The sequence below is a fragment of the Cytobacillus sp. MT66 genome (assembly GCF_058792595.1).
Window position 1 is genome coordinate 55,260 of record NZ_JBXAFB010000004.1, and the last position, 26,091, is coordinate 81,350.

24 protein-coding genes and 2 riboswitches are annotated in these 26,091 nt (G+C 39.7%); all 24 genes read left to right on the forward strand.

Features of this window, described 5'->3' with window-relative positions; translation table 11 throughout:
- Nucleotides 1–219 precede the first annotated feature (219 nt).
- The 24 genes from AC1Q59_RS08755 to guaA all read left to right on the forward strand — a co-directional run bounded on the left by AC1Q59_RS08755 (nucleotide 220) and on the right by guaA (nucleotide 25,804).
- On the forward strand, nucleotides 220–1,941 hold the full coding sequence (locus AC1Q59_RS08755; protein ID WP_492365432.1) for a methyl-accepting chemotaxis protein: 1,722 nt from the start codon (nucleotides 220–222) through the stop codon (nucleotides 1,939–1,941).
- Between the two features lie 27 nt (nucleotides 1,942–1,968).
- Nucleotides 1,969–2,538 (forward strand): DNA-binding protein, encoded by a 570-nt coding sequence (locus tag AC1Q59_RS08760; RefSeq protein ID WP_492365433.1) that lies wholly within the window; start codon nucleotides 1,969–1,971, stop codon nucleotides 2,536–2,538.
- 59 nt (nucleotides 2,539–2,597) lie between these two features.
- Nucleotides 2,598–3,707 carry a diguanylate cyclase gene (locus AC1Q59_RS08765; protein ID WP_492365434.1) on the forward strand — a complete coding sequence of 370 codons (1,110 nt, stop codon included), beginning with the start codon at nucleotides 2,598–2,600 and terminating at the stop codon, nucleotides 3,705–3,707.
- Between the two features lie 32 nt (nucleotides 3,708–3,739).
- Entirely contained in the window at nucleotides 3,740–4,411 is a 672-nt protein-coding gene (locus AC1Q59_RS08770) for a protoglobin domain-containing protein (RefSeq protein ID WP_492365435.1), read from the forward strand.
- Between the two features lie 189 nt (nucleotides 4,412–4,600).
- Nucleotides 4,601–5,653 carry an HD-GYP domain-containing protein gene (locus AC1Q59_RS08775; RefSeq protein WP_492365436.1) on the forward strand — a complete coding sequence of 351 codons (1,053 nt, stop codon included), beginning with the start codon at nucleotides 4,601–4,603 and terminating at the stop codon, nucleotides 5,651–5,653.
- Nucleotides 5,654–5,791: 138 nt separating this feature from the next.
- Nucleotides 5,792–6,274, forward strand: coding sequence for a hypothetical protein (locus AC1Q59_RS08780; protein ID WP_492365437.1), 483 nt, complete (start codon nucleotides 5,792–5,794; stop codon nucleotides 6,272–6,274).
- Nucleotides 6,275–6,365: 91 nt separating this feature from the next.
- Nucleotides 6,366–6,500, forward strand: coding sequence for a hypothetical protein (locus tag AC1Q59_RS08785; RefSeq protein WP_492365438.1), 135 nt, complete (start codon nucleotides 6,366–6,368; stop codon nucleotides 6,498–6,500).
- A 449-nt stretch (nucleotides 6,501–6,949) separates the two neighbouring features.
- A complete protein-coding gene (locus AC1Q59_RS08790) occupies nucleotides 6,950–7,975 on the forward strand; it encodes an ABC transporter substrate-binding protein (RefSeq protein ID WP_492365439.1) in 1,026 nt (341 codons plus the stop codon).
- 419 nt (nucleotides 7,976–8,394) lie between these two features.
- The gene (cpaB, locus tag AC1Q59_RS08795; RefSeq protein WP_492365440.1) at nucleotides 8,395–9,156 is read left to right on the forward strand and encodes a Flp pilus assembly protein CpaB; all 762 of its coding nucleotides are present in this window, start codon (nucleotides 8,395–8,397) and stop codon (nucleotides 9,154–9,156) included.
- Between the two features lie 33 nt (nucleotides 9,157–9,189).
- Nucleotides 9,190–10,353 (forward strand): CpaE/TadZ family protein, encoded by a 1,164-nt coding sequence (locus tag AC1Q59_RS08800; RefSeq protein ID WP_492365441.1) that lies wholly within the window; start codon nucleotides 9,190–9,192, stop codon nucleotides 10,351–10,353.
- A 20-nt stretch (nucleotides 10,354–10,373) separates the two neighbouring features.
- Nucleotides 10,374–11,705 carry a TadA family conjugal transfer-associated ATPase gene (locus AC1Q59_RS08805; RefSeq protein ID WP_492365442.1) on the forward strand — a complete coding sequence of 444 codons (1,332 nt, stop codon included), beginning with the start codon at nucleotides 10,374–10,376 and terminating at the stop codon, nucleotides 11,703–11,705.
- A gap of 12 nt (nucleotides 11,706–11,717) precedes the next feature.
- Nucleotides 11,718–12,647, forward strand: a complete 930-nt coding sequence (locus AC1Q59_RS08810) for a type II secretion system F family protein (RefSeq protein WP_492365443.1) — start codon at nucleotides 11,718–11,720, stop codon at nucleotides 12,645–12,647.
- A 3-nt stretch (nucleotides 12,648–12,650) separates the two neighbouring features.
- Nucleotides 12,651–13,589: a type II secretion system F family protein gene (locus AC1Q59_RS08815; RefSeq protein ID WP_492365444.1), complete on the forward strand. Its 939-nt coding sequence runs from the start codon at nucleotides 12,651–12,653 to the stop codon at nucleotides 13,587–13,589.
- A 53-nt stretch (nucleotides 13,590–13,642) separates the two neighbouring features.
- Nucleotides 13,643–13,885: a hypothetical protein gene (locus tag AC1Q59_RS08820; RefSeq protein WP_492365445.1), complete on the forward strand. Its 243-nt coding sequence runs from the start codon at nucleotides 13,643–13,645 to the stop codon at nucleotides 13,883–13,885.
- A 51-nt stretch (nucleotides 13,886–13,936) separates the two neighbouring features.
- Nucleotides 13,937–15,295, forward strand: a complete 1,359-nt coding sequence (locus AC1Q59_RS08825; RefSeq protein ID WP_492365446.1) for a vWA domain-containing protein — start codon at nucleotides 13,937–13,939, stop codon at nucleotides 15,293–15,295.
- Nucleotides 15,296–15,324: 29 nt separating this feature from the next.
- Nucleotides 15,325–15,720: a TadE/TadG family type IV pilus assembly protein gene (locus tag AC1Q59_RS08830; RefSeq protein WP_492365447.1), complete on the forward strand. Its 396-nt coding sequence runs from the start codon at nucleotides 15,325–15,327 to the stop codon at nucleotides 15,718–15,720.
- Between the two features lies 1 nt (nucleotide 15,721).
- Entirely contained in the window at nucleotides 15,722–16,390 is a 669-nt protein-coding gene (locus tag AC1Q59_RS08835; RefSeq protein WP_492365448.1) for a hypothetical protein, read from the forward strand.
- 83 nt (nucleotides 16,391–16,473) lie between these two features.
- Nucleotides 16,474–17,772, forward strand: a complete 1,299-nt coding sequence (locus tag AC1Q59_RS08840; protein WP_492365449.1) for a hypothetical protein — start codon at nucleotides 16,474–16,476, stop codon at nucleotides 17,770–17,772.
- Nucleotides 17,773–17,783: 11 nt separating this feature from the next.
- Nucleotides 17,784–18,635 carry a hypothetical protein gene (locus AC1Q59_RS08845; RefSeq protein WP_492365450.1) on the forward strand — a complete coding sequence of 284 codons (852 nt, stop codon included), beginning with the start codon at nucleotides 17,784–17,786 and terminating at the stop codon, nucleotides 18,633–18,635.
- A gap of 16 nt (nucleotides 18,636–18,651) precedes the next feature.
- Entirely contained in the window at nucleotides 18,652–19,329 is a 678-nt protein-coding gene (locus AC1Q59_RS08850) for a hypothetical protein (RefSeq protein WP_492365451.1), read from the forward strand.
- Between the two features lie 229 nt (nucleotides 19,330–19,558).
- Nucleotides 19,559–20,509 carry an AAA family ATPase gene (locus tag AC1Q59_RS08855; protein WP_492365452.1) on the forward strand — a complete coding sequence of 317 codons (951 nt, stop codon included), beginning with the start codon at nucleotides 19,559–19,561 and terminating at the stop codon, nucleotides 20,507–20,509.
- Nucleotides 20,510–20,513: 4 nt separating this feature from the next.
- Nucleotides 20,514–21,737 (forward strand): DUF58 domain-containing protein, encoded by a 1,224-nt coding sequence (locus AC1Q59_RS08860; RefSeq protein ID WP_492365453.1) that lies wholly within the window; start codon nucleotides 20,514–20,516, stop codon nucleotides 21,735–21,737.
- Nucleotides 21,721–23,937, forward strand: coding sequence for a DUF4129 domain-containing transglutaminase family protein (locus AC1Q59_RS08865; protein WP_492365454.1), 2,217 nt, complete (start codon nucleotides 21,721–21,723; stop codon nucleotides 23,935–23,937). The genes AC1Q59_RS08860 and AC1Q59_RS08865 overlap by 17 nt, the downstream gene beginning before the upstream one ends.
- A gap of 54 nt (nucleotides 23,938–23,991) precedes the next feature.
- Nucleotides 23,992–24,093: riboswitch (purine riboswitch) on the forward strand.
- A gap of 160 nt (nucleotides 24,094–24,253) precedes the next feature.
- Nucleotides 24,254–25,804, forward strand: coding sequence for a glutamine-hydrolyzing GMP synthase (gene guaA / locus AC1Q59_RS08870; protein WP_492365455.1), 1,551 nt, complete (start codon nucleotides 24,254–24,256; stop codon nucleotides 25,802–25,804).
- 121 nt (nucleotides 25,805–25,925) lie between these two features.
- Nucleotides 25,926–26,028, forward strand: a riboswitch (purine riboswitch).
- Nucleotides 26,029–26,091 lie beyond the last annotated feature (63 nt).

Here is a 26,091-nt window from a genome sequence, read left to right on the forward strand (position 1 = left end):
TTGCCCTATAAACTGACATGATTTTTACAAGTTTGTTACGAAACATGCTGAATTTTGTCAATATAGGGTAAATTTTTTGTCGAAATAGGGTTTTTCCCTATAGTGTGATTGTAAATCAAGTAATAATATGTAAAAGGTAAAATATTGAAAACTAGAAGGCAATTATACATAGGAGGAAAGAAGTGTGTTTAAACTTTTGCTAGGAGTGTGTGCTCAACGATGATGAGGTCACTAAAAACAAAGCTTATTGCGTTGACAGGGATGCTTACATTAATCCCATGTCTAGTTATAGGCTTACTAGAATACCATAATGCCAGTAATTCCCTAAATGACTTAGGAAAAGAAGGAATCAAAGATAAGGTTTCAATTGCAATCTCTACTATAAATCTTCTAGAAAAGGAAGTTGAAAATGGGAAGATTACGCTGGAAGAAGCTCAAGAACAAGCAAAACAAGAACTTATTGGCCAAGCAGCCGATGAAGGAAAACGAACTATTGAGTCTTCCTTCCGTTTTGGCAAGGATGGCTATATTACTATTTTAGATGACACAGGATATGTTGTTGGCCATCCTACCGTAGAAGGACAAAATCTATTCGAAGCTAAAGATAGCAACGGGGTAAGATATGTTCAGGATTTTATTGAAAAATCGCATCAAAGCAGCGGGGGATATACGGAATACATTTGGGAGGGTAAAGAAAAGATTGCATACTCTGCCTACCATAATAAATGGGGATGGGTGATAAGCGGAAGCGCCTATTATAAGGACTTTAACGCCCCAGCAGCAAAAATACTTCAATATCTATTAATCTCAATAATTGCCGTTTCAATTATTGGATTAACTTTTATTTTATTAATTGTTTCACGGATAACTAACCCAATTCTAAACGTGCGGAATAAAATGCTGCAGCTTTCCAATGGAGATTTAACAGTTGCAGAGCTTCAAGTTACACAGAAGGATGAAATTGGAGATTTAGCAGCCGGGTTTAATGTCATGCTTCAAAACATAAAAGAAATGGTCACAAATATACAATTAAATGCCGAACGGGTGGCTGCGACTTCGGAACAATTAAGTGCAAGTGCTGAACAGGCAAGCAGTGCCAGCCAGCAAGTTGCTTCCTCCATACAAATGGTCTCTGAAGACTCCGCCAGTTCGCTAGACGGGACAAAGCATGCAACAGAGACAGTAAAGGAAATCGATCGAGGCATTCATCTAATAACAAGCAATGTTGAAGATTTGTCCAATGCGGCAGCTAATACGACAGGAAACGCAACAAAAGGGTTTGAAATGCTCCATCTAGTACAAAGTCAAATGAATACCATTCAAAAAGCTAGCAATGATATGTCAAACGTTACTTTTTCACTAGGCGCAACATCAAAGGAAATCGTACAAATTATCTCATTAATTGAAAGTATATCTGACCAGACAAACCTGCTTGCTTTAAATGCGGCCATTGAAGCTGCCCGTGCGGGTGAACATGGAAAAGGCTTTGCTGTTGTAGCAGATGAAGTGAGAAAGCTTTCTGAGCAGTCACAAAAGGCAACAAATCAGGTAAGCCAGTTAATTAATGATATTCAAACAAAGGTAGAGCAAACCCTGCAAGTTATGAAGGAAAGTGAAGGGGAGGTTGAAGAGGGCAGAAAATTGGTAGACTCCGCCAGCCAATCCTTTTTCTTAATTAAAAATGATATAGAAGTCGTATCAGAAATGATTACTGCTATTAATGCCTCTATCCAGGAAATCAACGCAGGAAGCAATGAGCTTGTTGAAACGATTTCCGAAGCAGAGGAAATAGCAATCAAGACAGCGGAGCACAGTTCCTCTGTAGCGGCAGCAGCAGAGGAACAAACCGCCAGTGCCCAAGAGATTACATCAGTATCAGAAGCTTTAGCCTCAATGGCCAAGGAGCTGCAAGATTACATTAGTAAGTTTAGGATTAACTAATTAATCAGGGAGGAAAAGAAGAATCAAATGTGTTATACCGAAAAGGACATGCGCTATATTGATGAAAATATTGGAAGATATTCATTAGAAAAAATAGCAAATGACTTAGGTAAATCTCCCAAATCATTAGAGATTGCCCTAATAAGGAAAAAAGGAACCTCAAATACGAAACAGCAAAATGGAATGATTACTGCGGGAGAGTTAGCTAAATTAATAGATATTGACCGAAACACGGTAGTTGGGTGGATTGAACGGCACGGCTTGCGTTGTCATCGGAGAAAAACAAGATATAAAAAGCTCTTTACCTTTATAAAAATTTCTGATTTTTGGGAATGGGCTTATTGGAATAAAGAGAAAATCAATTTTTCTTCGATTGAACCCCATTCTCTTCCTCCTGAGCCAGCATGGGTAAAGGAGGAACGTAAGAAAAATAAGAAGGTCAGTAATTATCGAGCTTGGACAACCCTTGAGGAACAGAAGCTTTTGGCTCTTGCAAAAAAGGGTCTTTCCTACCAAGAAATAGCTTTGAAATTGGATAGAACATATTTTTCAATTGAAAAGAAGTATAAGCGCTTGAAATCATTTTATCGCACTTAGCATAAATTTTTTGAGGAATTCCCGGCAGATAAGCCAAATTTACGAGATGGGAACTGAGAATGAAGGAAATTATACAATCAAGCCTTTCGAATATGGCGATTATCCTTTTTATGCACCTTTGTCTTATTGTTTTACTGGAAAATAAAAGGGAGTTGCCTGGGTATTTATTTAAGGTTGTCTCAATTGCTCTGACATCAGTCATTGTTATTTCGCTATTTTATTTGCCAATAAAGTATGCTGGTTATCAATTTGATCTAAGACTTATACCGCTTGTCTTTTTTTCCTTAAGGTGGGGATGGAAATATGCAATCCCAGCCTTATTTCTGGCCGTGAGCTGGCGGCTAGGCATGGGCGGAGATGGTGCTGTGCCAGGTGTTCTTTTTGGAATGATTGCACCGGTCATGATTACTTTACTCTTTTTTCATCATAAGAAGAAATTGCCGCAGCCGTTGTCTTTGTTCATTTTGTTATTTATGTGCTGGTTTATCTCAGACATCCCAATTATTAAGCTGGTTCCAGATGGCTGGAATGTGTTCAAGGAAATATTTATCATTCGTATTTTATCTATAATGGGCACGGGCTATATTTTATATTTCTTTATCCGTGATGCTTCTAAGCAAATGCAGTTAAAGGAGCAGCTGCAATTCTATGCTGAGAGGGATCCATTAACTGGATTATATAATATGCGTTCTTTTAGAGATAAGGTGAAACTTTTTACTATATCAGAAAAGAAAAGCTATATTGTGATGATTGATATTGACCACTTCAAGTCCATTAATGATACCTATGGGCATTTAAATGGGGATGAGATATTACAGAAGGTGGCTCAAACCATTTTAGAACATGTATTTATGAATGATGGCGTCAGCTGTATTTTGGGAAGATATGGCGGTGAAGAATTTATTCTTTTTATAGCTGCTAATACAGCAGATGAATTATACGAAACTGTCAGGTCTATCAGAATGGGAATAGAAAGCACTTCTTATTCTATTGAAAATAAACGGCAAAAGATTCATCTTACAGTGTCAATAGGTGTCTCCGAGTTTAATGACACTATGATTTTGGATCAGGCGATTGAAAAAGCTGACGAATTGCTTTATACCTCCAAAAGAAACGGCAGAAACCAAATAAGCTATACTTTTGATTTAAACAAAAGAGCCCATTCTTAATTGGTGCAAATAAAAGGGAAGGGTGACATCAGGTGGCATATATAATAATAAAAGATCAAAAGTACTTATCACAAATGGCTTTGACAGGAGTATCGGAATCCTCTTTGGAATTCATTCACCTTCATAAGGAGTTATTAATTCCCTTAACAGAAGATATTGTAGAAGAACTTTATGATGAAATATATAAAACGGATCAATTAAATAAAATTATTGACCGGCATTCTAGTTTAGAAAGGTTAAAAATCGCTCAAAGAAGATATCTAACCCAAATATTCACACCCATTATAGATGATAGTTATATAGAAAACCGGTTTTTAATTGGAAGGGTACATTCAAGAATAGGTCTGGAATTACCATGGTACATTTCCACTAATCATCGATATTGTCAAATCATATCCAAACACCTTGCAAGCCTGCTTCCGTTTGAAAAAGCCTTTCATTTAATAGAAGCAATAGAAGCGTTATTCAATTTTGATATGCAGATTATTGTGGCTGCTTATAATGAAATTGAAGTAGACAAGGCTCATTATCCATTAAGATATGAATTTTTACATTTAGTGAAAAAATCAGGGCTGACGGAAGAAGACTTTAATGTGCTGGATTCCTTTAGCGGGTTTTTAAGATTTCGGATAACAGAGATTATGGATAGGTATGAGAAAGAGTTATTTAAACGCCTCCCGGGTTTATTGAACAAGTCTGGCTGAATTCATCAGTTTACTGCGGGCTTTCGACACTTTTTCAAGCAGTTTTTTCAAGAGAGAATATACCGTGATGAAGCTGCCTGTTATCGAATTATTCGTGACCTGACTCGAAAATTAATTGACCACAAAATTACCGATCATACCTTAACTGCGCTTGTTGATACAATGAATGAGGTATTAAGGGATATATTTTTGTCAAAGAATGAAATCGTTGAAAGCGATATCCCCGTATACTTGAATTCATTTGAAAGATACACGAGATTTTTCCTTGCCATTTTAAAAGAGTTTCTTCAGCCGTACCGTTTTTTGCATACATATAGCTTTTTGAACCTATATTCTTATGAAATAAGCAGAACCGATTTTGGAAAACTAACGTGGTTGGATGAAAATGCCGGCAAGCTTTTAAGCTCAAGAGGGATTAATGCTAAGGAGAAATTAGGCGGACGCTGTTATGAAGTCTTTTACAATAGAGCCTTGCCTTGTCTAGGATGCCCAGCTTTATCGAATAGCAGTGAACCGGCCCTAATAACCTTTAATGAAGGTCCTGAATCCTCTTATTACAAAACTTGGCGCTATCATCAATCATCCTTAGCCGAATTAAATCATAGTTTAATAGTTAGTCAGGATATAACTGAAGATGCCAAGGTAATCTTTACAACAATTGAGAGCCTTTTAGATCTTGCAGAATTTCGAGATGATGAAACAGGCCAGCATGTTGATCGAATAGGATTTTTATCGGGAAAGCTAGCTGAACTGCTCGGATGCGATGAAAAATTTATACAGGATATTAAAATAGCTGCAAAATTTCATGATATTGGCAAGGTTGGGATACCTGATTCTATTTTGAATAAGCCAGGGAAGCTATCCCCGGAAGAATGGGAATCTATGAAAACGCATGTGCAGATTGGCCATCAAATTCTGGCTAAGCTTGAATTGCCGGTTATTCAAATGGCGGCACGCATAGCAAAAACACATCATGAACATTGGGATGGAAATGGCTACCCTAATCATTTAAAAGGAGAAGAAATTCCGCTTGAAGGGAGAATTGTTTCGATTGTAGATGTTTTTGATGCCTTATTATCAAAGCGTGCTTACAAGGACCCCTTTCCTCCGGAAAAGGTAAAAGGCATCATTCTAGAAAATCGGGGCAGCCATTTCGATCCAAAGATCGCTGACTTATTCCTCTCCATGTGGGAGGATTTTCTGGAAATTTATAAGGATAGTCACAAAGTTTTATATGTGTAAAGTTCGATTGCTCCCAAGTAAGGGGGCTTTTTTGTTTAGGTTAATTAAAATGGTTGTTAGTCATTATTACACTTGTCCAATCACACGGTATGAAGGTCTCATACAATACATTACTCTCAAAAGAAAGGGGGGAATTCTATGGGTCTACAATGTCCATGTAAGTTTCGCTTAGGAATTGAAGGAAACCAAGCTGATGCTGAAGTGTTTTTTACAGTAAACGGTGGAGAAACACAATCTCTTCAAGGTACAATCAATTTCTCTGCGGAACAATGTTTTACTGGTGCAGCGATGTGTAATCCAGCTGTTGATAACTTTGAAGTGAATTTTGGATCTGGCGGGCAGGAAATCAATTTCACACAAGGCCGACGCGGCACAATTCACTGCGAAGATAACACAGCTGCTTTCCTAGACAACGGTACTGCACAAGCAACAGGAAATGTATTGCCGATGGGAGAGTATACTGTTAGCTTCTCGTATATCATTGATAACGGTACTGCGACAGTTACTGTTAATGCAGATGATGGCGATGGCAACACTTTTTCAACAACATTTACTGCACAAGTTGAAGATAATCCTGAAACATTCATTGGCGATTGTGATGAAATAGTCGGCGGTCAATAAGCTAGGAGTATAAACAGAATAAAAATGTATCTAAAGTCCGGTCTACCTCTTTAGGGGTGGCCGGATTTTTGTGTTGCTGGTGTTCGTGAGGGTGCTTCAAACGGACATGACACCTGGTTCGATTTTAGCAGGGGTGATGTCCATGAGGGTGCTTCTAACGGACACCTGGTTCGATTTTAGCAGGGGTGATGTCCATGAGGGTGCTTCTAACGGACACCTGGCTTGATTTTAGCAGGGGTGATGTCCATGAGACGGCTTCTTATGGACACTGCCCCTGATTTTTACAAGGGTGATGTCCGTGAGGCCCCTGCTAATGGACGCCCTCCCCAGTTTCAGGATGTTCTGTGTCCGATAGCGCTAACAATTTATCTAGCTGGGTGAACTTTAGATCAGATGAAGCAGAAAACCTATTAAAGTAGAAGTCCTAACTCTAGAAATTCTGTTTCATAACGATGAGAAGACCTTGTTTTTACATAAATAATGTTATCACCCCTTTAAAGCTAAAAAGTGTTGAAGTTACCCTATGAACATGGTATTATCGAAATATTAGAAATTACTGAAAATACCTAAAAGTTAATAGGAAGCAAGACAAAAGACCTTTGGGATTTTTAGGACTACTAGGCAAATAGAAGTGTTTAACAGAGAAAATAGCAGACAAGCAGGAGGATGAAGAAAATGAAGAAGTTTTTGTTCGCAATTTTATGCGGAGCATTGCTTATGCTGACTGCATGTGGTTCAAGCGGCACCAGCGAGGAATCAAGCAGCAGTTCAAGCGGAGGTGATAGCGATGCTAAAGAAGAAAAAACAGTAAAAGTCGGGATTATTCAGCTAGTAGAGCACCCTTCATTGGATGCTTCCAGAGAAGGATTCGTTGCTGCGTTAAAGGATGCTGGATATGAAGATGGGAAAAATATGAAGCTGGATTATCAAAATGCCCAGGCTGATATGAACAATAACATGTCAATTGCTCAGAATCTTGTTGCAGATGAGAATGATATTATTCTATCGATTGCAACAGCTAGTTCACAGGCTGTAGTCCAAGCTACAAAGGATATCCCAGTTCTTTTCACAGCGATCACTGATCCTGTTGGCGCAAAGCTTGTGGAAAGTCTTGAAAGCCCAGGAGGAAATGTGACAGGTACATCAGATACACATCCTGATGCCATTAAAAATACAATCGGCTCTATTAAGAAATTTGTACCAGACGCAAAAACAGTAGGTATTATTTATAATTCAGGTGAGCCTAACTCTGTTGTTAACGTCGAAAATGCGAAAAAGGCACTTGAAGAAAATGGTTTAGAATCAGTAGAAGCAACTATTTCAACAAGCTCTGAAGTAAAACAGGCTGCTGAATCATTAGTTGGCCGTGCAGATGTATATTATGTTCCAAAGGACAACACAGTCGTTTCTGCTCTTGAGTCTGTAGTTACCGTTGCAAATGACAAAGATATTCCGTTATTTGTCGGTGAAGGGGATTCCGTGAAACGCGGCGGATTTGCTTCCTATGGCCTTGATTACTTTGACCTTGGCTACTCAACTGGAAAAATGGCGGTCGAAATTTTAAACGGTAAAAAGCCAAGTGAAATCCCTGTCGGTTTCCCTGAAAATCTTGAGCTTGTGATCAATAAAAAAGCAGCTGAAGAACAAGGTGTAACATTAACAGATGATTTGCTAAAGGATGCAGTCATTGTTGGAGAGTAAAAAAATATTATCTTAAGAAGATAGCCTGCCATCATAAAAATGATGGCAGGCTATTTTTTTATTTTTAGTGAAAGCGTGATCATTTTTTGTTTCCAGAGTCATGGGTGAAATGGTTCAAAAAACAGGTGTTTGGACCTATAAAATGTAATATTTGTAAAATTAGCTATAAAATTTTAACAATAAAAATATGAATATCCTTCTCATAGCCTGTTTCTGAATCATCCTTTTGTCCCGGAAAAAAATCTCAATTTCAAGATTTGGTGGGTAATTAATTACAGGCAAAATTCGACAAACTCCTTCGTAAGTTTGACGGAAATGTGAACGCGTGATAGATATTATATAGCTATTATTGGAAATTTAAAGGAAGATTATTGCTTCGATATTTTACTAATTACCTATTTTAGGAGAGAAGAGATCGGATGTTAGAGTCAAAACGAAGAGCTATCATTTTTTTAACTATATCTTTATTACTAGCAGTCGGGGCAGGCTTTTTTGTTTTACAAAAGGTAAGTCAGCTGAATTCCGACCTGGGCGGGATGACAAAAATCTATGTGGCTGCTAGTGAGATACCTTCACGGACATTGATCCAGCAAAAGCAAGTAACAACGATGGAAATCCCGACTAAATTTGTAAATGAACAATCCCATGTGATAAAAGAACAAGATTTAATGGGCAGTGTGCTGGTTGTCCCGCTTAGTGAGGGAGATATTATTACACAAGAGATGATTAAGCGGGTAGTCAATACAAGGGATGAAAACAATCGTCTTGTCGTTATCCCATTAACGGACAGAATAAGTTTTGACGAGGAATTAACATCATTAGATCGAGCTGATATTATTGTTTCTCATAAGTTTGATAATAAACCAATAACGGAAATTTTTATGAAAGATGTCAAAGTTACTAGTTCTTTAGGGAAAAATGATTTTAAAGGAGTCATTGTAGAAGTATCTCTAGAAGATGCCCCGCGCATCATCCACATGGAAAACTACGCAGACAGCATGCGGATCCTAAAAGCGAATGTAGGAAAAAACGAACAGCCTAAGCCAGAGCAGCCTAAAGCGGAGCCAGCTAAGGAACCTGCACCTGCTGAAGCAAAGCCAGCTGAAGCCAAACCAGCAGAGAAAAAGCCAGCCGAACAGCCGCCAGGCGAACAAAAACCGGCTGATCAGCAAAAGAAATAATATCAATGTTCAACAGGAAAGTTGGAGGACAGTATGAGTGAGAAAATTAAAATTTTACTAGTTAGTGACGAAGAGCAATCACTCAATCAATTAAAAGGGCTCTTCATTGATTTTAAAGATGTAGAGACGGTCGATTACCAGGAATTAAGATCAGAATTAGACCGTCTGGCGCCTGATCTTGTTTTTCTGATTGAGTCTGATAATAAGGATTCATCGGTGGATTCGATTGACTATATCCATACAGTCAGCCCCTACCTTCCAATCGTATATATTGCGTTTTCACAGGATTTTGATGTCCTGCGGAATGTGACAAGAGCAGGGGTTGTTGATTACTTTGTGCTGCCGGATGAAATGACGATGCTTTATGGACGAATGGATAGTATCGTGCAAATGGCTGTGCAAAGAAAACTGCAAATGGCTGAAACAGCTTCCACAAGCCAATCCTTCAAACGTGGGAGAGGAAGGATTTTCTCCTTTTACAGCGGGAAGGGCGGGAGCGGAAGAACGATTCTTTCCAGCGCTTTTGCACAAACGCTGAAGCTTGAATCGACAGCACAGGTTCTCCTCATTGACCTGAACCTTCAGTTTGGCGGTGCGGAAACCTATCTTTCCATTGAATCCAATCGTTCTCTTGCTGATTTGCTTCCGGTTATTGAAGAGTTAAACGAAAGCCATATTCGCAATGTCTCGGAGAAAGAAAGGTATTCCAAGCTAGAGGTGCTTTTAAGCCCTAGGGATGCCGAAGTGGCAGAGAATTTACCTGAAGGATTTGTTTCAAAACTTCTTCGTACTTGCCGGAGAAGTTATGATTTTGTTCTTGTTGACCTCCCAGTGGTGATGAACGTGCATACATATGCAGCGCTGGAGGAGTCAGATAAAATATATTACTGCTTAAACCTTGATTCTCCTTCTATCAGCATGCTGAAGCAAGTGGAAGAATTGTTCGCAAGGCTTCGGATGGAAACCGAAGGGAGATTAGAACTCGTCTTCAATGAAGTGGGCCGGGAGAACGAGATTAAACCAAATGATTTGAAGGATGTACTATCCTATCCAATCGCTTATAAAATCCCAAGGGATATTAAAGGGGTTCAGGCCCATATCAATAAGAGCGAACCATTTCGAAAAGAAATCGGGGAAAAGAAGCTCGTTCCGTTTGCCAAAAGCATCAAAAAGTGGGTTGGGCAAATTCTAGAATAATATAAAAGGATTGATGACTCGTGTCATTGTTCGTTAAAAAAGCAGGGGGGAATCACAGTGATTCCCAAGCAAGAAGCAGGATGGCCCTGGAGAATCAATATATCAATGAATTGGTAGAACACTATAAAACGAGAATCCTAAAAGAGGCAAATCTCGAAATGCTGACAAGTCTGCCGCAGGGCGAAATGCGGCTGAAGATTGAACAGCTAATCAGCCAATTTATGAGCGAAGAGAAAATTATTCTTCCAAGACATGATAAAGAAATTTTATTAACAAGAATTATTGATGAATCTGTTGGCTTCGGTCCGCTTGAGCCGCTGCTGAATGACCCAACCATTACGGAAATTTTAATTAACGGCTATAAAGAGATTTATATAGAAAAATTAGGGAAACTGCAGCAGGTCCCGATCCGGTTCAGGGATGATAATCATGTCCGCCATGTCATTGACCGGATTGTTGCGCCATTAGGCAGAAGGATTGACGAGAGTTCTCCAATGGTAGACGCAAGATTGCCAGATGGAAGCCGTGTCAATGCGGTTATTCCGCCAATCAGTCTTAATGGAACACTCGTCTCCATCCGTAAGTTCCGTAAAGATCCTTTTAAAATGACTGATCTGCTGAACTTCGGAACATTAAATGAGAGCATGTCGGTCTTTCTTGATGCAATTGTAAAATCGAAATTGAACATTCTTATTTCTGGAGGAACCGGCAGCGGTAAAACCACATTGCTTAATGTGCTCGGCAATTCAATTCCAGCGAAGGAAAGGGTTATTACAATCGAGGACTCCGCCGAGCTCCGTTTGGATAAACCAAATGTTGTTGGCATGGAAGCAAGGCCGGAAAACGTTGAAGGCGAAGGGGAGATTACCATTCGTCACCTAGTAAAAAACTCCTTAAGGATGCGGCCTGACCGAATTATTGTCGGGGAGGTCCGCGGAGCAGAGGCTTTCGATATGCTTCAGGCGATGAATACCGGTCATGAAGGATCCATTACAACTGTTCACGCAAATACTCCTTTTGATGCTTTACGCCGAGTGGAAGGGATGGTTATCATGGCAGGAATGGATCTCCCTTCACATATCATTCGGGAGTATATCGTGGGTGCATTAGACTTTATTGTTCAAGCCTCTCGTTTAACAGATGGAACAAGAAAGATTACTTCTATTTGTGAGGTTTATAGAAATAATGATGGTGAAATTGAGATTAATGAAATTTTCACATTTAAACGGACAGGAATGAAAAGCGGCGGTCAGGTTGAGGGGCATTTCACCCCAACGGGAGTTATCCCGAGATGCTTAGAAAGATTAAGCGTCTTTGGCATTGATCTGCCGGAAAAATTATTCACCGCATAGGAGGTGAACCTCATGGAAATTGCGGCAGCGCTTTTTGGCGCAGCAGTTCTCCTTTTTATTTGGGGGATGTACAACTACCTTGGATATAGAAAGGAGAAGCGGGAAGTAAAGAAGAAGCATGAAAGGCTTTTTCAAAATAAGAATGAACGAAAAAGCTTTATAGCAAAAATAGGCGATCGTTTCGATCAAACGGAATATGCCAGTGAATTTAAAAAGAAGCTCATATATGCAAATATATCGCTGCTTCCGTCTGAATTCTATGCCATTTTATTATTTTGTGCCTTTACTTTTACAATTTTGCTTTTTGGATTTTTTAGTATTCCCTTTTCCTATAGCTTATTTATTTCATTAATTATTTGTCTATTTTCTTATTGGATGCTTTTTCTTATCAGGAAAAACAAATATATCGATAAACTAAACAATCAGCTTTCAGAGGTTTGCAGACTCCTTGGTAATAGTACAAAGGCAGGGATGACGATTATTCAAGGTCTGGAGGTTGTCGCGTCTGAGGTAGATGCTCCAGCGAGGGAAGAATTTAAAATGCTTACCCATAACATCAGGCTGGGGGTTGACTTTGAAAAGGCGCTGGCTGAGATGGAAAAGCGGATTCCTACACGGGAATATAAATTATTTATTTCAGCTCTATTAATTCAAAAACGGGCCGGAGGAAATTTAACGAAAGTGCTCCATGAAATGGCCCATACTTTGGAAGAAAGAAAAATCTTGCGGCAAACTATCAGAACTGCAACGGCCGAACAGCGATTTGTTTCCTATATTTTGCCTGCTATGCCCATATTTTTGCTATTTATGCTGAACAGTATAATGGATGGTTTTTTAGAATTAATTTTCACTATTCCTGGTGCCATCCTGATGACGATATTTACGATTGGAATGGTCATTGCCCTCCTGCTTGTCAGGGCAGTTACTAATATTAAGGTGTAGCCCATGGACACAATCATACTTATATCAATCATTTTATTTTGGCTGACATTTATCTTTGGCATAGGGAATTTATATGTTTTTGCAAAGAAAAAAGAAGGCTTAACGAAGCACATTAGTGAAATTGCGGTTACAGCTTCCTTTACAAAAGGACAGAAGAAAACATTAACGGACAGACTAATTGCCTTCTTATCAAGATATGCGGATGACTTTTCATCCCTTGGGGAAAGAATTAACTTTTTCAGTGAATCTGATGAAGTCCAATCTCTTTTAAGGAAGGCGGGGAATCCCTATGACATGAGTGTTTCGCGGTTTCAGGGGTTTAAAATTGTTTGTGTTTTAATTGGCTTTCTGGTTGGCGCATTTATGGTTATTATTGGTTTTCCTTTGGCGAACATCGCATTTGTTACCTTGCCAGTCCTAGGATTCTTTGTTCCTATCATGCTTGTAAGATCAAAAGCTAAGAAACGTCAAGGACAGCTGCGAAGCGATCTGCCAGACTTCTTAGATACAGTCAGTATCAGTCTTCAGGCGGGTTCAAATTTGGATAGTGCGATTAAAGAAGTCATTAAGTATTTTTCCGGTCCGATCAGGGAGGAGTTTTCAAAGTTTCTTCAGCAGATTGAACTCGGTGTCCCAAGAGAAAAGGCTTATGCAGAGCTGCTGCAGCGCAATGATAATGAGGATTTTCAGAGCTTTATCAAATCTCTTATTCAAGCAGTAAGGCTGGGTGTTCCGATGGCAGCAACATTCAAGACTCAAGCCGAGGATATTCGAAAGATCAGCCTCGAGCAGGTGAAGGAAAAAGCTGCAAAGGCATCGCCGAAGGTCACTATGATTACGTCATTCATTATTGCACCGCTTATTATGCTATTAATTATAGGTCTCGTTGTATTAAACATGATCTATGCAGATGACGGTCTTTTTCAGTTCTTTAGTAGTTAAGTAAGGTTTTTAATAAAAATTCAGCATACACAAAATTTTAGGAGGAATGTAAAATGATGAAGTTTTTTGAAGGTATCAAGAACAAGGTGAACAATGGTATGGCTGCTCTGTATGTTAGAGCAAAGGGAAGCATTGAAAACGAAAAAGGAGTTTCAACTATTGAATGGGTTGGATTGGCCGCAGTTGTTGTTGCTTTAATGTTTGCTGTTGCAGGTGCTATGAAAGACCAAGGCGCTAATCTTGCAGGAACAATTGTCTCAAAGATTTCAGAAATGCTTAAAAGCATCAACAAGTAGGGACAGGGGGTTCTTCCCCATCCCGACACTACTTTTTATCAGGAGGTCCTCATGTCAGTCCATATAAAAAGGGGTCTAGCCCTTGTCTTATGTTTTGTAATTATGACAGGGTGTTCTCCTAAAGCAAATGATGAAACCGATGCAGAAAACACTAAAAAGGATATTACGCAAAGCGAAGAAGCAAACGCAGAAAAAGATGCGCAAACAGCAGTCACATTAGATAGTCCTGAACTGCCGGGTACACTTGAGGATATTATTGCCTATCCAGTAGGTGAATTCTCCGCTGATGGTATTCAAATACAAGATGAAACTGTACAAAAGGTATTAGATTCTATTCCGGCATTTCCTGAAGATGCTTCAGATGAAGATCTAGAAATGCTCTTTGGCCATCTTTATTCGCTATTTAAAAAAGAATATACGGATCCTAAAAAGGTCTTAACCGGCCAGTCAATAGACGGTCCAGATCAGTCTGAATCTCCCAAAGAAAAAAAAGGTACATTTAATGTCGAAATCGTTCTTGATTCTAGCGGCAGTATGGGTAATTATATGGGTTCCAAAACCCGCATGGAGTTGGCAAAGGATTCAATTAAAAAATTTGCTTCCTCTCTTCCAGAAGAGGCAAACATCAGTATGCGGGTTTATGGCCACAAGGGTACAGGGTCTAATGAAGATAAAAAGCTATCTTGTTCATCTAACGAACTTGTCTATCCCTTGCAGCCGTATGATCAGCAAGGGTTAGATGAGGCTTTAGGCAAGTTTAAGCCTGCAGGATGGACACCGCTCGCCCAGGCCATCATTGAAGCACAAAAAGATCTTAGCCAGTATAAAGGCGAAAACAATAAGAACATTGTTTATATTGTCAGTGATGGAATTGAAACATGCGGGGGAGATCCGATTAAGGCAGCAAAAAGTCTAAAGGATGGAGTAGCCCCAGTAGTGAACATTATCGGTTTCGATTTAAACAATAAGGATCAGCAGCAGCTTCAAGAGGTTGCACAGGCAGCTGGCGGCACTTATGTAAATGTCAAAAATCAGGAGCAGCTGCAAAATGAATTTGAAAAAACAGTTGAAGAATCTGCAAAATGGGTGCAATGGTCCAATGAACAGACATTAAATGCAATTGATAAATCAAATACACAAACGTTGGATATTTACAATATCACGAATAACTGGGAGCTTGATTCATCTTCAGAGAAGGCTATGATTACTTTTGCCTTAGATGATTTGCAATTAAAAAATAAAATTACGAATGACCAAAACCTTAAAATTCTTGAAATGGCCGAGACATTCTATCAAAATCAATGGGACGCCCTTGGAGATCTTGAGGATGTATTAATAAATTCAACCAAGGAAGATTTAAATAAGACACTGGAAAAGATAGACAAAATTTACGATGAAAATGTTTCATAGGATAAAAGTTTGGTAAGGGAGGTACCATTGTGAAGATTATTAAAGTATTACGCCGCGAGGAAGGGTCAGCCACTATTGAATTTCTTGCAATGGTGCCCCTAGTCTTTTTTATCATGATGATCTTTTGGCAGTTTCTTGTTGCTGGCTACTCCGCGATTGTTGCTCAGTCTGCAGTTAATGAGGCAGCCAAAACATATGCAGTGACAAATAACATAGCTGAAGCAAGTCTTGCTGCAAGCAATTTTATTGATGATGTCGGCGGGAATCTTGAGTTTGTCAACCTGTATGAATCTAGCCGGAGCGGCAATAATTTCGGACTTACACTAAATGTAAACCTGGAACTGAACTTTGTTCCGGAAAAAATTGTTGGTGTTCTGCCCCCAGTGGCTTTTGAAAGATCAGTCAGCGGCAGGGTGATGGATTAAAGTGAAAATGTTTAATAATGAGAATGGAAATACAACAATTTTTGTCATTAGCTTGTTTGGTATTTTTGCTTTAATGTTTGTGCTTATACTTAGTCTTGCAAATGTCTTTATTGAAAAACAGCACGCATCAAATAACGCAGAACAAGCAAGCATAGTCGCCTCAGGAGTTCTGCTAGATAGCCTTGAGGAAGCAATCAGTGAGTATGATAGCTGGCTGATTCTGCAACTTGCGAAAATCCCTGTGGATCCTGATATCGAGCATCTGAGGCCATTGGGGGATCAGGTCGAAAGCGTAAAAAATTCCCTTCCAAATAGATTAACAGAATTAGAGAAAAGGCAGAGAGCTGTTAATCAAGTATTAAGGGGTGAATTGGGCCATAACCCTTTTCTTCCCGGATTTGTCAGCGGGGAGCTAGGAAGTGCCGAAGCAGCTATTCGCGAACAGGTAACCAATAATATTATTGCCAATAACGGAATTGTCTCTCAATCCAAAATAGTACTTAATAGCAGCAGCGATTATCGAATTGAAGTGGAGACCTCTACTAAATATAAGTCTTTTAAATTTGATGAATATTTTTCTGATGAACAGCGCCGGCTGAAACAAAAAGGCAAAGGACCAACGTTTGAATTTGCAGAGGCGATGGGCTTTAGCTTGGATATCGAACTATAATTTCCTATTTAAAGAATAGAAGGATAGAGTTCTGGGACAAGGTGCCTGTCCCTGTGTCCCGCGTTGAAAGGAAGTGAAAAACTGTGAAAAGAGGAAAGAGAGTCTTTCTTTCTTTAATTGCTATCTGTTTTCTTTTGCTGATGAATCCGGGATTCATTGCCGTTCAGGCCTATGCTTGGGGTACGTGGAATTCACAGCCTCAATGGAGTCAGCCGTCATGGAACCAGCCAAGCTGGAATTCGCAGCCTCAATGGAATGATCCAGCTTGGACAACAACGCCGGATTGGAATGACCCAACATGGCAGACACCGCCGGAATGGCAAGACCCTGCATGGCAAACATCACCAGAGTGGCAAAACCCTGCATGGCAAACCTCACCTAAGTGGAATAACCAAATGCAGTGGGGCAATCCTCCATGGCAGAATGCACCAGAATGGAATTTAGATCAAAATAACCCGAACACCAATAATCCGAATCAAAATGGCCCAGATGGAAGCTCGGGCAATGCTAATGTCACCCCAGACGGACCGCAGCCAATTCAAGATATACAACCACCCTACAACCCAGACTATACAAACCCAGGTATTGAAAAATTAAATGAGCTTCGTGAAAATGTAAATCCTCCAACAAACCTTAATAAAGTTGCTCCAAATGACGATCCGTTCTTCAATTTTGAAGATGTAGGCATGAAAGACGGCTTGGAGTTTGCGGTTAAGGATGTTATTGGAGGAACAACAGAATTAGCCATGAAGGTTGTGGGCAACAATAATGGTGAAATTACCGTAAAGGACTTTTTGCAAAATCGAGCGGGAATTTATGGTGCGGGCTTTAAAGCCTTAACAAAGGGAGATCCAACGGTTGATTTCCTCTATGATTCAAAGGATATTGCAACCGGTGCGAAGGGCATCTACGACAACTACAATACCTATAAAGGCTATAAAGCGGTAGCTGACTTGAAAAAGGCTGGAGACTTGGTTGCTTCAGAGGCAAAATATGATGAGCTCGTGCAGGCTGGGAAAACCTTTTCGTCAGGAAATGCGGTTGTTTCGGCAATTGCGATGCCATTTACCATCTATGATACGGTACAAAATGTCGGTAAATTTAATGATGCCAAAACTTCTGACGAGAAATGGGCATCAGGCATGGACTTAGTCGGCAACGCTGGTTCGATCATTTCCGGTGCGGCTGCAGGTGTGGCGCTGATTCCGGGAGCACAGCCAATTGCTGCTGGTATGCTGGCTGTCGGCGGTGCATTAAGCTTAGTAAGCTTAGGTCATAAGGTTTGGAGAAATCGAGAAAAAATTGTTGCAGACGTTAAGCAAAAGTACAATAAAGCAAAAGAAAAGGTAACTGGATTCTTTAAATCAATCTTCGGCAAATGAGGTAATTGGCAATGATAAATACAAAACCGACACCAAGACATACAGACAGCATTAAAAAGTATAAAAAGCTTTTTGAGAAGTGGGATATGTGGGACTTTGCCTTTTTTGACGGTGCTGAATATTACTTTTTAGTGCAATATTCAGCACCGGTTAAAGGAATTAGCGGGTATTTAATTTTAAATCATGCAGGTGATGTAATTCCTGCATCCAAGGCAAAAGAGCCTTTCAGACATTTAGTTAACTATAATACCATGATGTCCCAAGCCATTTCCGGTATTTTACCGCAAATGAAAAAGCCAATGGGTCCATTTGAAGAGAGAGCGAAACTATTAAAACAGTATCAGCAGACGTTCAGGGAGCTTTTCCCTATCGAGTCCGCTTCTGTTGATCGGATTATTTTTGAAACGAGTAAAACGCTTGAAAATCCTAAGATTTTAAATGATATCTACTATACTTTAGCTGATTATCAGAAAAAAATTAAAAATGAACTTGGCTACATTGACCTTAACCTATTGAATAAAGTCAGGGACACCTTTAACCAAAATCGTGTTCTAATGTACACATATGGATTGCGGGAAAGATCGCTAAATAAAGATTATGATGCAGTCGTGAACGTCATTGATCGGGCTGGTGAAAACATTCCATCCAGAGACCGTGAGAAGATAAAGAAGCTTTTAAATACTGGGAAAGATTCAAACCAAGGTGCTTTGGAAAAGTCTATGAGACAATTTGAATGGGATGAAAAGGGAAATAAAGTTTATATTGATGAAAGCAGGCTAGAGGAATCCTTAGAAGAAAAATTCGACAATGATGGAAAGATGTATTTTGAGGAACATATGATTATAAAATTAAGAAATCCATAAAAAAGCAGGAGAAAAGATGAAAAGTATTATTTCAGAATCAATTGGTGTGTATTTACGGGAATTTACAAAGATCTTGCTGCTTTCTGTGATGACTTATCTTCCGTTGCTGCTCATCCATGCGTTTCTTGTTAACTATATTTATATGCAAACCCGATTTGCACAATATCCTGGACTGATTGGGGATGCGGCAAATGGCATTTTTATGCTGATCTTTATAACCATTGCCCAGGTTCCTTTTATAAAATTCACCCTTCTTGAGATGGAAGGTGAGGAACATGCGCTGAAAAGGTCCCTTTCCTTCTCGATGGCTAAGGCTTTACCGTTCTACATTTACGGCTGTATTTATGCCCTGCTAGTATTTGTTGGCGGGCTTTTGTTTGTTATTCCAGGTCTGGTTATTTTGCTTCTGCTCTATTTTGTCCCATATTTTATTGCGGATGAAACAAAAGGGTTTAAAGCTGCAGTCAGGAAATCAGCCAAGTTCTTCAAAAGACATTATATAAAGGCCTTTCTGATTATTATTTTGCTGACCGTGATTCAATTATCCTTTGAAAATATCGTTCTATTCTTATTATCATTCTACACAAATGTGTATTTCACTTTGCTGTTAATAAAAATCATTCTATTGATGCTGCTGCTGCCCTTGCAGACCATCATCCTGACAAATGTGTATCAGAGATGGAAGGCGGTTTAGGCGATAAAACTGGAACATCCTATTATTTTTTATAGGGTGTTCCTTTTTTTTGGCAGGAAAAGGTTGTAGCCAAAAAGATTGCTTCATATAAAATGTTTATTAGGGGCATTTGTATTTGCTAGCACAGGAATTTGACAGAGTTTATCGAATTAATATGGTAATGGATATTATTTTACAATTAAATAATCCAAATGAGATGCTTGTTTGATATAGACGTAGGAGGGTTCGTATGACAGACAGGAACATGCACCCAAAAATCAGAAGAGTAATAGAAAATATTGAAAAGGTAATGATTGGAAAAAGGAAGGTAGCAGAACTAAGTATGATTGCCTTATTAGCCGAGGGCCATGTGCTCCTTGAGGATGTCCCTGGGGTTGGAAAAACGATGATGGTGCGCGCTCTCGCTAAATCTGTCGGCGCTAATTTTAAAAGGATTCAATTTACACCTGACCTTTTGCCTTCAGACGTTACAGGTGTTTCCATATACAATCCAAAGGAAATGGAATTTCAGTTCAAGCCGGGCCCGATTATGGGTAATATTATCCTGGCAGATGAAATAAACCGAACCTCCCCTAAGACCCAATCTGCTCTTTTGGAAGGGATGGAAGAGAGCAGTGTGACCATTGATGGTGTAACCTACCCTCTAGAAAAGCCCTTTTTTGTTATGGCCACGCAAAATCCGATTGACTATGAAGGAACCTATCCGCTTCCAGAGGCACAGTTAGATCGATTCCTTTTAAAAATGAAAATGGGATATCCAGATGTAGAAGGGGAAATTGAAGTATTAAATCGTGTACAGCGAGTAAAGCCAATTGATGAAATTGAACCTGTAATTGATCTTGCAGAATTGCTTGATCTGCAGGATCAAATGAAAGAGGTTCATGTAGATGACACCATTAAGAGGTATATTGTGGACTTAGCCCATGAAACAAGATCACATTCAAGCGTCTACCTTGGTGTTAGTCCGAGGGGATCGATTGCCCTAATGAAAGCAGCGCAGGCTTACGCCTTTATGTATGGAAGGGATTATGTTCTCCCGGATGATATTCAGTATTTGGCTCCAGCGGTATTTGCTCACCGGATTATCCTCAAATCTGAGGTTAAATTTGATGGAATTACTGCTGATGAAGTGGCGGAACGAATCCTGCATAGGGTTCCTGTTCCTGTACAAAGGTTGTGAAGCAATGAAACCGTTTCTTACTGCCATGAAAGAGGTATGGAAATTAATTGTCCTGTTATTGCTCATAGCCATTACTTTTTCATATGCAATGTTTCAAGGGGGATTTGTCAGCTGGTTTTTATTTTACAGCTTTCTCCCTTTTGCTCTATATGCACTTTTGTTATCCTTTTATCCTCTAAAACGAATAGAGGCTGTGCGAACTCTTTCCAGAAACGAAAGTATCGCCGGCGAGAGACTGAAGGTATCCATCACAATAAAAAGGAAATCGGTATTTCCATTGCTGTTTTTCATTATTGAGGATTACAGCAGTGAAAAGCTTCATAGGAAAAATGGTTCTGTAAAAAGCTTTCAATTCCCAGGGTTTAAAAGGGAATTAAATTGGGAGTATGAGATTGCTGAACTGCCAAGGGGAGAGTTTGTATTTGAAGCGGTCCGTATTGTTACTGGTGATCCGCTAGGCTTGATCGAAAAGGAACGAGTTATTCCAATCATGGATAAAGTTCTTGTATATCCTGCATACGAAGAGCTAATTTATCGTCCGTCAGATAGCCGATATGATCAAGGGATGGCTGCCTCAAGAGAGCGCATCCAAAGGGATACATCGATGGCAGTCGGTATAAGAGAATACCAGCCGGGAGACCGTTTTTCCTGGATCAATTGGAAAGCTACCGCTAAGCGAAATGATTTTATGACAAAGGAATTTGAACAAAGGCAATCACATGAAATGTATCTAATTTTAGATTGTGAAGAAAATCCTCGTTTTGAGGCGGCTGTTTCTTTTTCGGCCTCCTTTATCCGGGCAGTCTTGCATCACGGTGCACAAATAGGTTTTTTATCTGCAGGCAAAGAAAGGACTGCTTTTCCCGTTAAGGGAGGGGAAACTCAGCTGCTGCAGCTGTTTTATCACCTGGCGAAGGTTCAGGACAACAGTTTATTCTCCATTGATAAGGTGATTGAGGCTGAAAGCTCTAATCTGCATAAAGCAACCCATTTAACAATTGTTACGGCAAACATCACACGGGATCTGGTTGATAAAGCCGGCAGCCTTGTCTTAAGCAAGAAGGCAGTAACGATTTGTTTGGTAAAAAGTAAAAATGAATCTCTTACCCAGCAAGAGCTTTTGCTAAAAAGCGCAGCAAACAGCAGAGGAATAAAAATCGCTTTAGTTCATGAAGGTCATTTCTCCTCTGGATTAACGGAGGTGGTAAACCTTGACATCTCAAAATAAAAAAAGGGATCTTACGGCTTTTTTGTTATATGTAATTGGCTTTTTCCTGCTTTGGGAATGGATACGCCCTCTTGAGCAGCTGACAGATACATCCAACGTATGGGTTTTCTTAATGTTCATTATGGCATCTTTTTTGCTTGAATTTATTCATGTGCCGATAGCAGTAAGCGGAAGCATTAAGACTGTATTGATTTTATTTGCTTTAAACCTTTTGTATATGAACGGAGGATTTTTTCAGTTTGGCTGGATTTCACCGTTTTTTGGGGAGTTTCAGGCAAACCTTTCTGTTCTTATTGAGAGGGATTGGCAGCATCTGAGTAATTTTTTTAGAAGCTTTTTGTTTTTTGTCCTTCTTTGGCTGATGACGTATTTGATTCAATACTGGCTGATTATTCGCAGGAAGATTTTTATCTTTTTCTTTATGACATTGGCCTATATTACTGTACTTGATACCTTTACGCCCTATAAGGCTGATTGGGCCATCATTCGGACAGTGGTTCTTGGGTTCATTATAATGGGATTGCTGAATTTTTATCGGCTGATTGAAAAAGAGGGAATAGAGAGGGACTTTACCCTTTTGCGAAAATGGGTCACTCCAGTAGCCCTGTTTCTGGCGGTTAGCGTGGGTATTGGGCTTGCTGTTCCGAAGGCTGCGCCCATCTGGCCGGATCCCGTTCCTTACATTAAATCTTATAGTTTAGATAATGAGGATAGGGCAAGCAAGGTTCAAAAAATTGGATATGGCGTTGATGATTCTCAGCTTGGCGGTCCTTTTGTCGGCGATAATCAGCTTGTTCTGAAAGCTGAAGTAGAGTCGCGTCAATATTGGAAGGTTGAAACCAAGGATGTATATACGGGAAAGGGCTGGATCACATCTAGCTCCCGTGAAGAAAGGACTGCCTTTGATTCCGAAGGGCAGGTTCCAATATTTTCATTTTCCGAAGGCGAAGGTGTAGAGAAAGAAGAAGAAACAAGCTTTATTTCCTCTTTTATTGAGTATTCTCATATTGTTTATCCTTTAGGCATCAAAGAAATTCATGTGCCTCTTCAGGGGGCCGTTTCCTTTGAAATAGAGAAATCAACAGAAAAAATTCGCACGGTTGAAGATGGATATCCAACTTCCGTGTTTCATTACTCTGTTGTTCAGGATGTTCCGAGATACAGTGTTACAGCACTCATGAACGCTGGGCCAAATGGACAAATGACTATGGATAAGGGGCTGTTTGACAGGTATACACAGCTGCCGGCAGGCCTCCCCGAACGTGTTCGTGAACTTGCTGCTGAAATAACAAAAGATAAAAATACATGGTACGAAAAAGCAAAGGAATTAGAATACTATTTTAAGCGAGCAGGCTTTGCCTATGATCAAAAGAATGTAGCAGTTCCAGGGGCCGAGGACGATTATGTTGATCAGTTTTTATTTGAAACCAAACGAGGCTACTGTGATAACTTTTCGACATCCATGGTTGTTCTTGCAAGATCATTGGGTATCCCGGCGAGATGGGTAAAAGGATATAATCAGGGCGAGTACAAAGGTGTCGGGGAATCAGGCAGGAATGTTTTTGAGATAACAAATAACAACGCACACTCCTGGGTAGAAATTTATTTTCCGGGCATCGGATGGGTTCCATTTGAACCAACACTGGGCTACTCCGCCAATGTTCAAATAAATTATGATGATGAAGGACAAAGTACTGTCCAGTCTGAAATTCCTGAAGAAACTCAAAAAGAAAAACCGGCAGAAACAACAATGGAAGAGAAGGACGTAAAAGAAGAGAATTCCTCCAATTCCTTTATGGCCTTGATCCAATCTGCAAAAGGCTTTATCCAAAACCAATGGAAGTGGATGACCATTAGTGCTGCAGGGGTATTAATATTAGTTCTTGCAGGTTACTTTCTTCGTGGACGCTGGCTTCCATATTACTTTACATGGAAATTTAAATGGACCAGCAAAGATGAGAACTTTCCAACAGCTTATATGATTTTATTAAAAGAGCTTGATCGATATGGACTTAAGCGACAGAATGGCCAAACTTTAAGAGATTATGCCCAATACGTTGACAGTTATTTTAAATCCAGCGAAATGAGCCAGCTTACTTCCAGGTATGAAAGGCTTATCTATAAAGGGGACCTGAAGCAAGGGAGCTGGGTGGAAATGAAGGAATTATGGGAAAATTTAATTAAGAAAACAATAGCTTGACCGCTAAATTCTACTGTTGTTACAATAGTCTAGTCAGTTTAGATAATTACGAAATGAAATAAATGAATAAACCTTCATATATCCTCGAAAATACGGTTCGAAAGTCTCTACCGGATCACCGAAAATGATCTGACTATGAAGGGCAGAAAGTTCAACTGCCAAGCACAACAGCCAGATTTCTGCCCTTGCCAATTTTCGGAGGGGGAAATCTGGCTTTTTTTATTTAAAAAGAGTATTCAGATATTGTTTCATGCGTTAAAAGTTATACTTATGAAAACACTATGGTTATTATAAACATTTGAGGTGAACTGATTAGATGGGGAAAACAAACATGCAAAACCAGGAAATGATCGTTGTATTAGACTTTGGGAGTCAGTATAACCAATTAATTACACGCAGAATCAGAGAATTTGGCGTTTATAGTGAATTGCATCCTCATACCATTACCGCTCAAGAAATTAAAGAAATGAATCCAAAGGGCATCATTTTTTCAGGCGGTCCAAACAGCGTCTACGGCGAAAATGCCTTCAAATGTGATGAAGCAATCTTCGATCTTGGCCTGCCGATTTTTGGAATCTGCTACGGCATGCAGCTTATGACCCTGCATTTTGACGGCAAGGTCGAAAAGGCAAAGAACCGTGAATATGGAAAAGCTACATTAAAGCTTGAACATGAGTCAAAGCTATTCAAAAACCTGCCAACAGAACAAACAGTCTGGATGAGCCATGGTGATTTAGTTGTTGAAACACCGAAGGGCTTTACAGTAGATGGAACAAACCCGTCATGTCCAATTGCGGCAATGAGCAATGAAGAAAAGGGACTATACGCTGTTCAATTCCATCCAGAGGTTCAGCACACTGTGCACGGCAATGAAATTCTGAAAAACTTTGTATTTGAAATTTGCGGATGCAAAGGCGACTGGTCAATGGAAAACTTTATTGAAATTGAAATGGAAAAAATTCGTCAGACCGTTGGCGATAAAAAAGTTCTTTGTGCATTAAGCGGTGGAGTTGATTCATCCGTCGTAGCTGTTCTTATTCATAAAGCAATCGGTGATCAATTGACATGTATTTTTGTTGATCATGGGCTGCTTCGTAAAGGTGAAGCTGACAGTGTCATGAAGACCTTTGCTGATGGATTCCATATGAATGTAATTAAAGTTGATGCCCGTGACCGTTTCTTAAGCAAGCTTGAAGGTGTTTCTGACCCAGAGAAGAAACGGAAAATCATTGGCAATGAATTTATCTATGTATTTGATGATGAAGCAACAAAACTTGAAGGAATAGAATTTTTAGCACAAGGAACTTTATATACAGATATTATTGAAAGCGGCACAGCAACTGCCCAGACAATCAAATCACACCATAATGTTGGCGGTCTTCCAGAAGATATGCAATTTAAGCTCATTGAGCCGTTAAATACACTTTTTAAGGACGAAGTTCGTGCACTAGGCACTGAGCTTGGCATACCGGATGAAATTGTATGGCGCCAGCCGTTCCCGGGACCTGGTCTTGGTATTCGTGTTTTGGGTGAAATTACTGATGAAAAGCTTGAGATTGTTCGTGAATCAGATTTTATCCTGCGCGAAGAAATTAGAAAAGCTGGACTTGAACGTGATATCTGGCAGTACTTTACTGTTCTTCCAAATATCCGCAGCGTCGGTGTAATGGGTGATGCTAGAACGTATGACTATACGATTGGAATCCGTGCGGTTACTTCTATTGATGGAATGACATCTGACTGGGCAAGAATTCCTTGGGATGTTCTTGAAATCATCTCAACACGTATCGTGAATGAAGTGGGTCATGTCAACCGGGTGGTTTACGACATTACCAGCAAGCCGCCAGCAACCATTGAGTGGGAATAAGTAAGCTGAAGCTGGACAAATCCAAAGGAAAATAGGCAAAAACGAACATTTCCAAAAAGATAACAGGAAATGTTCGTTTTTTTATTGACGAAGTGAGAGATGGCTGTTAAAATAAAATTGAAATTAAATATAGGTACTACGTCGTATAATTCTTGGGAATATGGCCCAAAAGTCTCTACCAAGTTACCGTAAATAGCTTGACTACGAGGTATGTGCAATAATGAGGGATTCCAACGGATCCTAATTATTGTGCTAATCTCCTCTGTCAGCGCTTCGGTACTTTAACC

Excerpts from the sequence above, each read along its gene's own strand:
- AC1Q59_RS08790 (WP_492365439.1), top strand. The coding sequence starts at position 6,950 with ATGAAGAAGTTTTTGTTCGCAATTTTATGCGGAGCATTGCTTATGCTG.
- AC1Q59_RS08765 (WP_492365434.1), top strand. The coding sequence starts at position 2,598 with ATGAAGGAAATTATACAATCAAGCCTTTCGAATATGGCGATTATCCTT.
- AC1Q59_RS08755 (WP_492365432.1), top strand. The coding sequence starts at position 220 with ATGATGAGGTCACTAAAAACAAAGCTTATTGCGTTGACAGGGATGCTT.
- AC1Q59_RS08845 (WP_492365450.1), top strand. The coding sequence starts at position 17,784 with ATGATAAATACAAAACCGACACCAAGACATACAGACAGCATTAAAAAG.
- cpaB (WP_492365440.1), top strand. The coding sequence starts at position 8,395 with ATGTTAGAGTCAAAACGAAGAGCTATCATTTTTTTAACTATATCTTTA.
- AC1Q59_RS08860 (WP_492365453.1), top strand. The coding sequence starts at position 20,514 with ATGAAACCGTTTCTTACTGCCATGAAAGAGGTATGGAAATTAATTGTC.
- guaA (WP_492365455.1), top strand. The coding sequence starts at position 24,254 with ATGGGGAAAACAAACATGCAAAACCAGGAAATGATCGTTGTATTAGAC.
- AC1Q59_RS08825 (WP_492365446.1), top strand. The coding sequence starts at position 13,937 with ATGTCAGTCCATATAAAAAGGGGTCTAGCCCTTGTCTTATGTTTTGTA.
- AC1Q59_RS08855 (WP_492365452.1), top strand. The coding sequence starts at position 19,559 with ATGACAGACAGGAACATGCACCCAAAAATCAGAAGAGTAATAGAAAAT.
- AC1Q59_RS08800 (WP_492365441.1), top strand. The coding sequence starts at position 9,190 with ATGAGTGAGAAAATTAAAATTTTACTAGTTAGTGACGAAGAGCAATCA.
- AC1Q59_RS08810 (WP_492365443.1), top strand. The coding sequence starts at position 11,718 with ATGGAAATTGCGGCAGCGCTTTTTGGCGCAGCAGTTCTCCTTTTTATT.
- AC1Q59_RS08780 (WP_492365437.1), top strand. The coding sequence starts at position 5,792 with ATGGGTCTACAATGTCCATGTAAGTTTCGCTTAGGAATTGAAGGAAAC.
- AC1Q59_RS08820 (WP_492365445.1), top strand. The coding sequence starts at position 13,643 with ATGATGAAGTTTTTTGAAGGTATCAAGAACAAGGTGAACAATGGTATG.
- AC1Q59_RS08760 (WP_492365433.1), top strand. The coding sequence starts at position 1,969 with ATGTGTTATACCGAAAAGGACATGCGCTATATTGATGAAAATATTGGA.
- AC1Q59_RS08815 (WP_492365444.1), top strand. The coding sequence starts at position 12,651 with ATGGACACAATCATACTTATATCAATCATTTTATTTTGGCTGACATTT.
- AC1Q59_RS08850 (WP_492365451.1), top strand. The coding sequence starts at position 18,652 with ATGAAAAGTATTATTTCAGAATCAATTGGTGTGTATTTACGGGAATTT.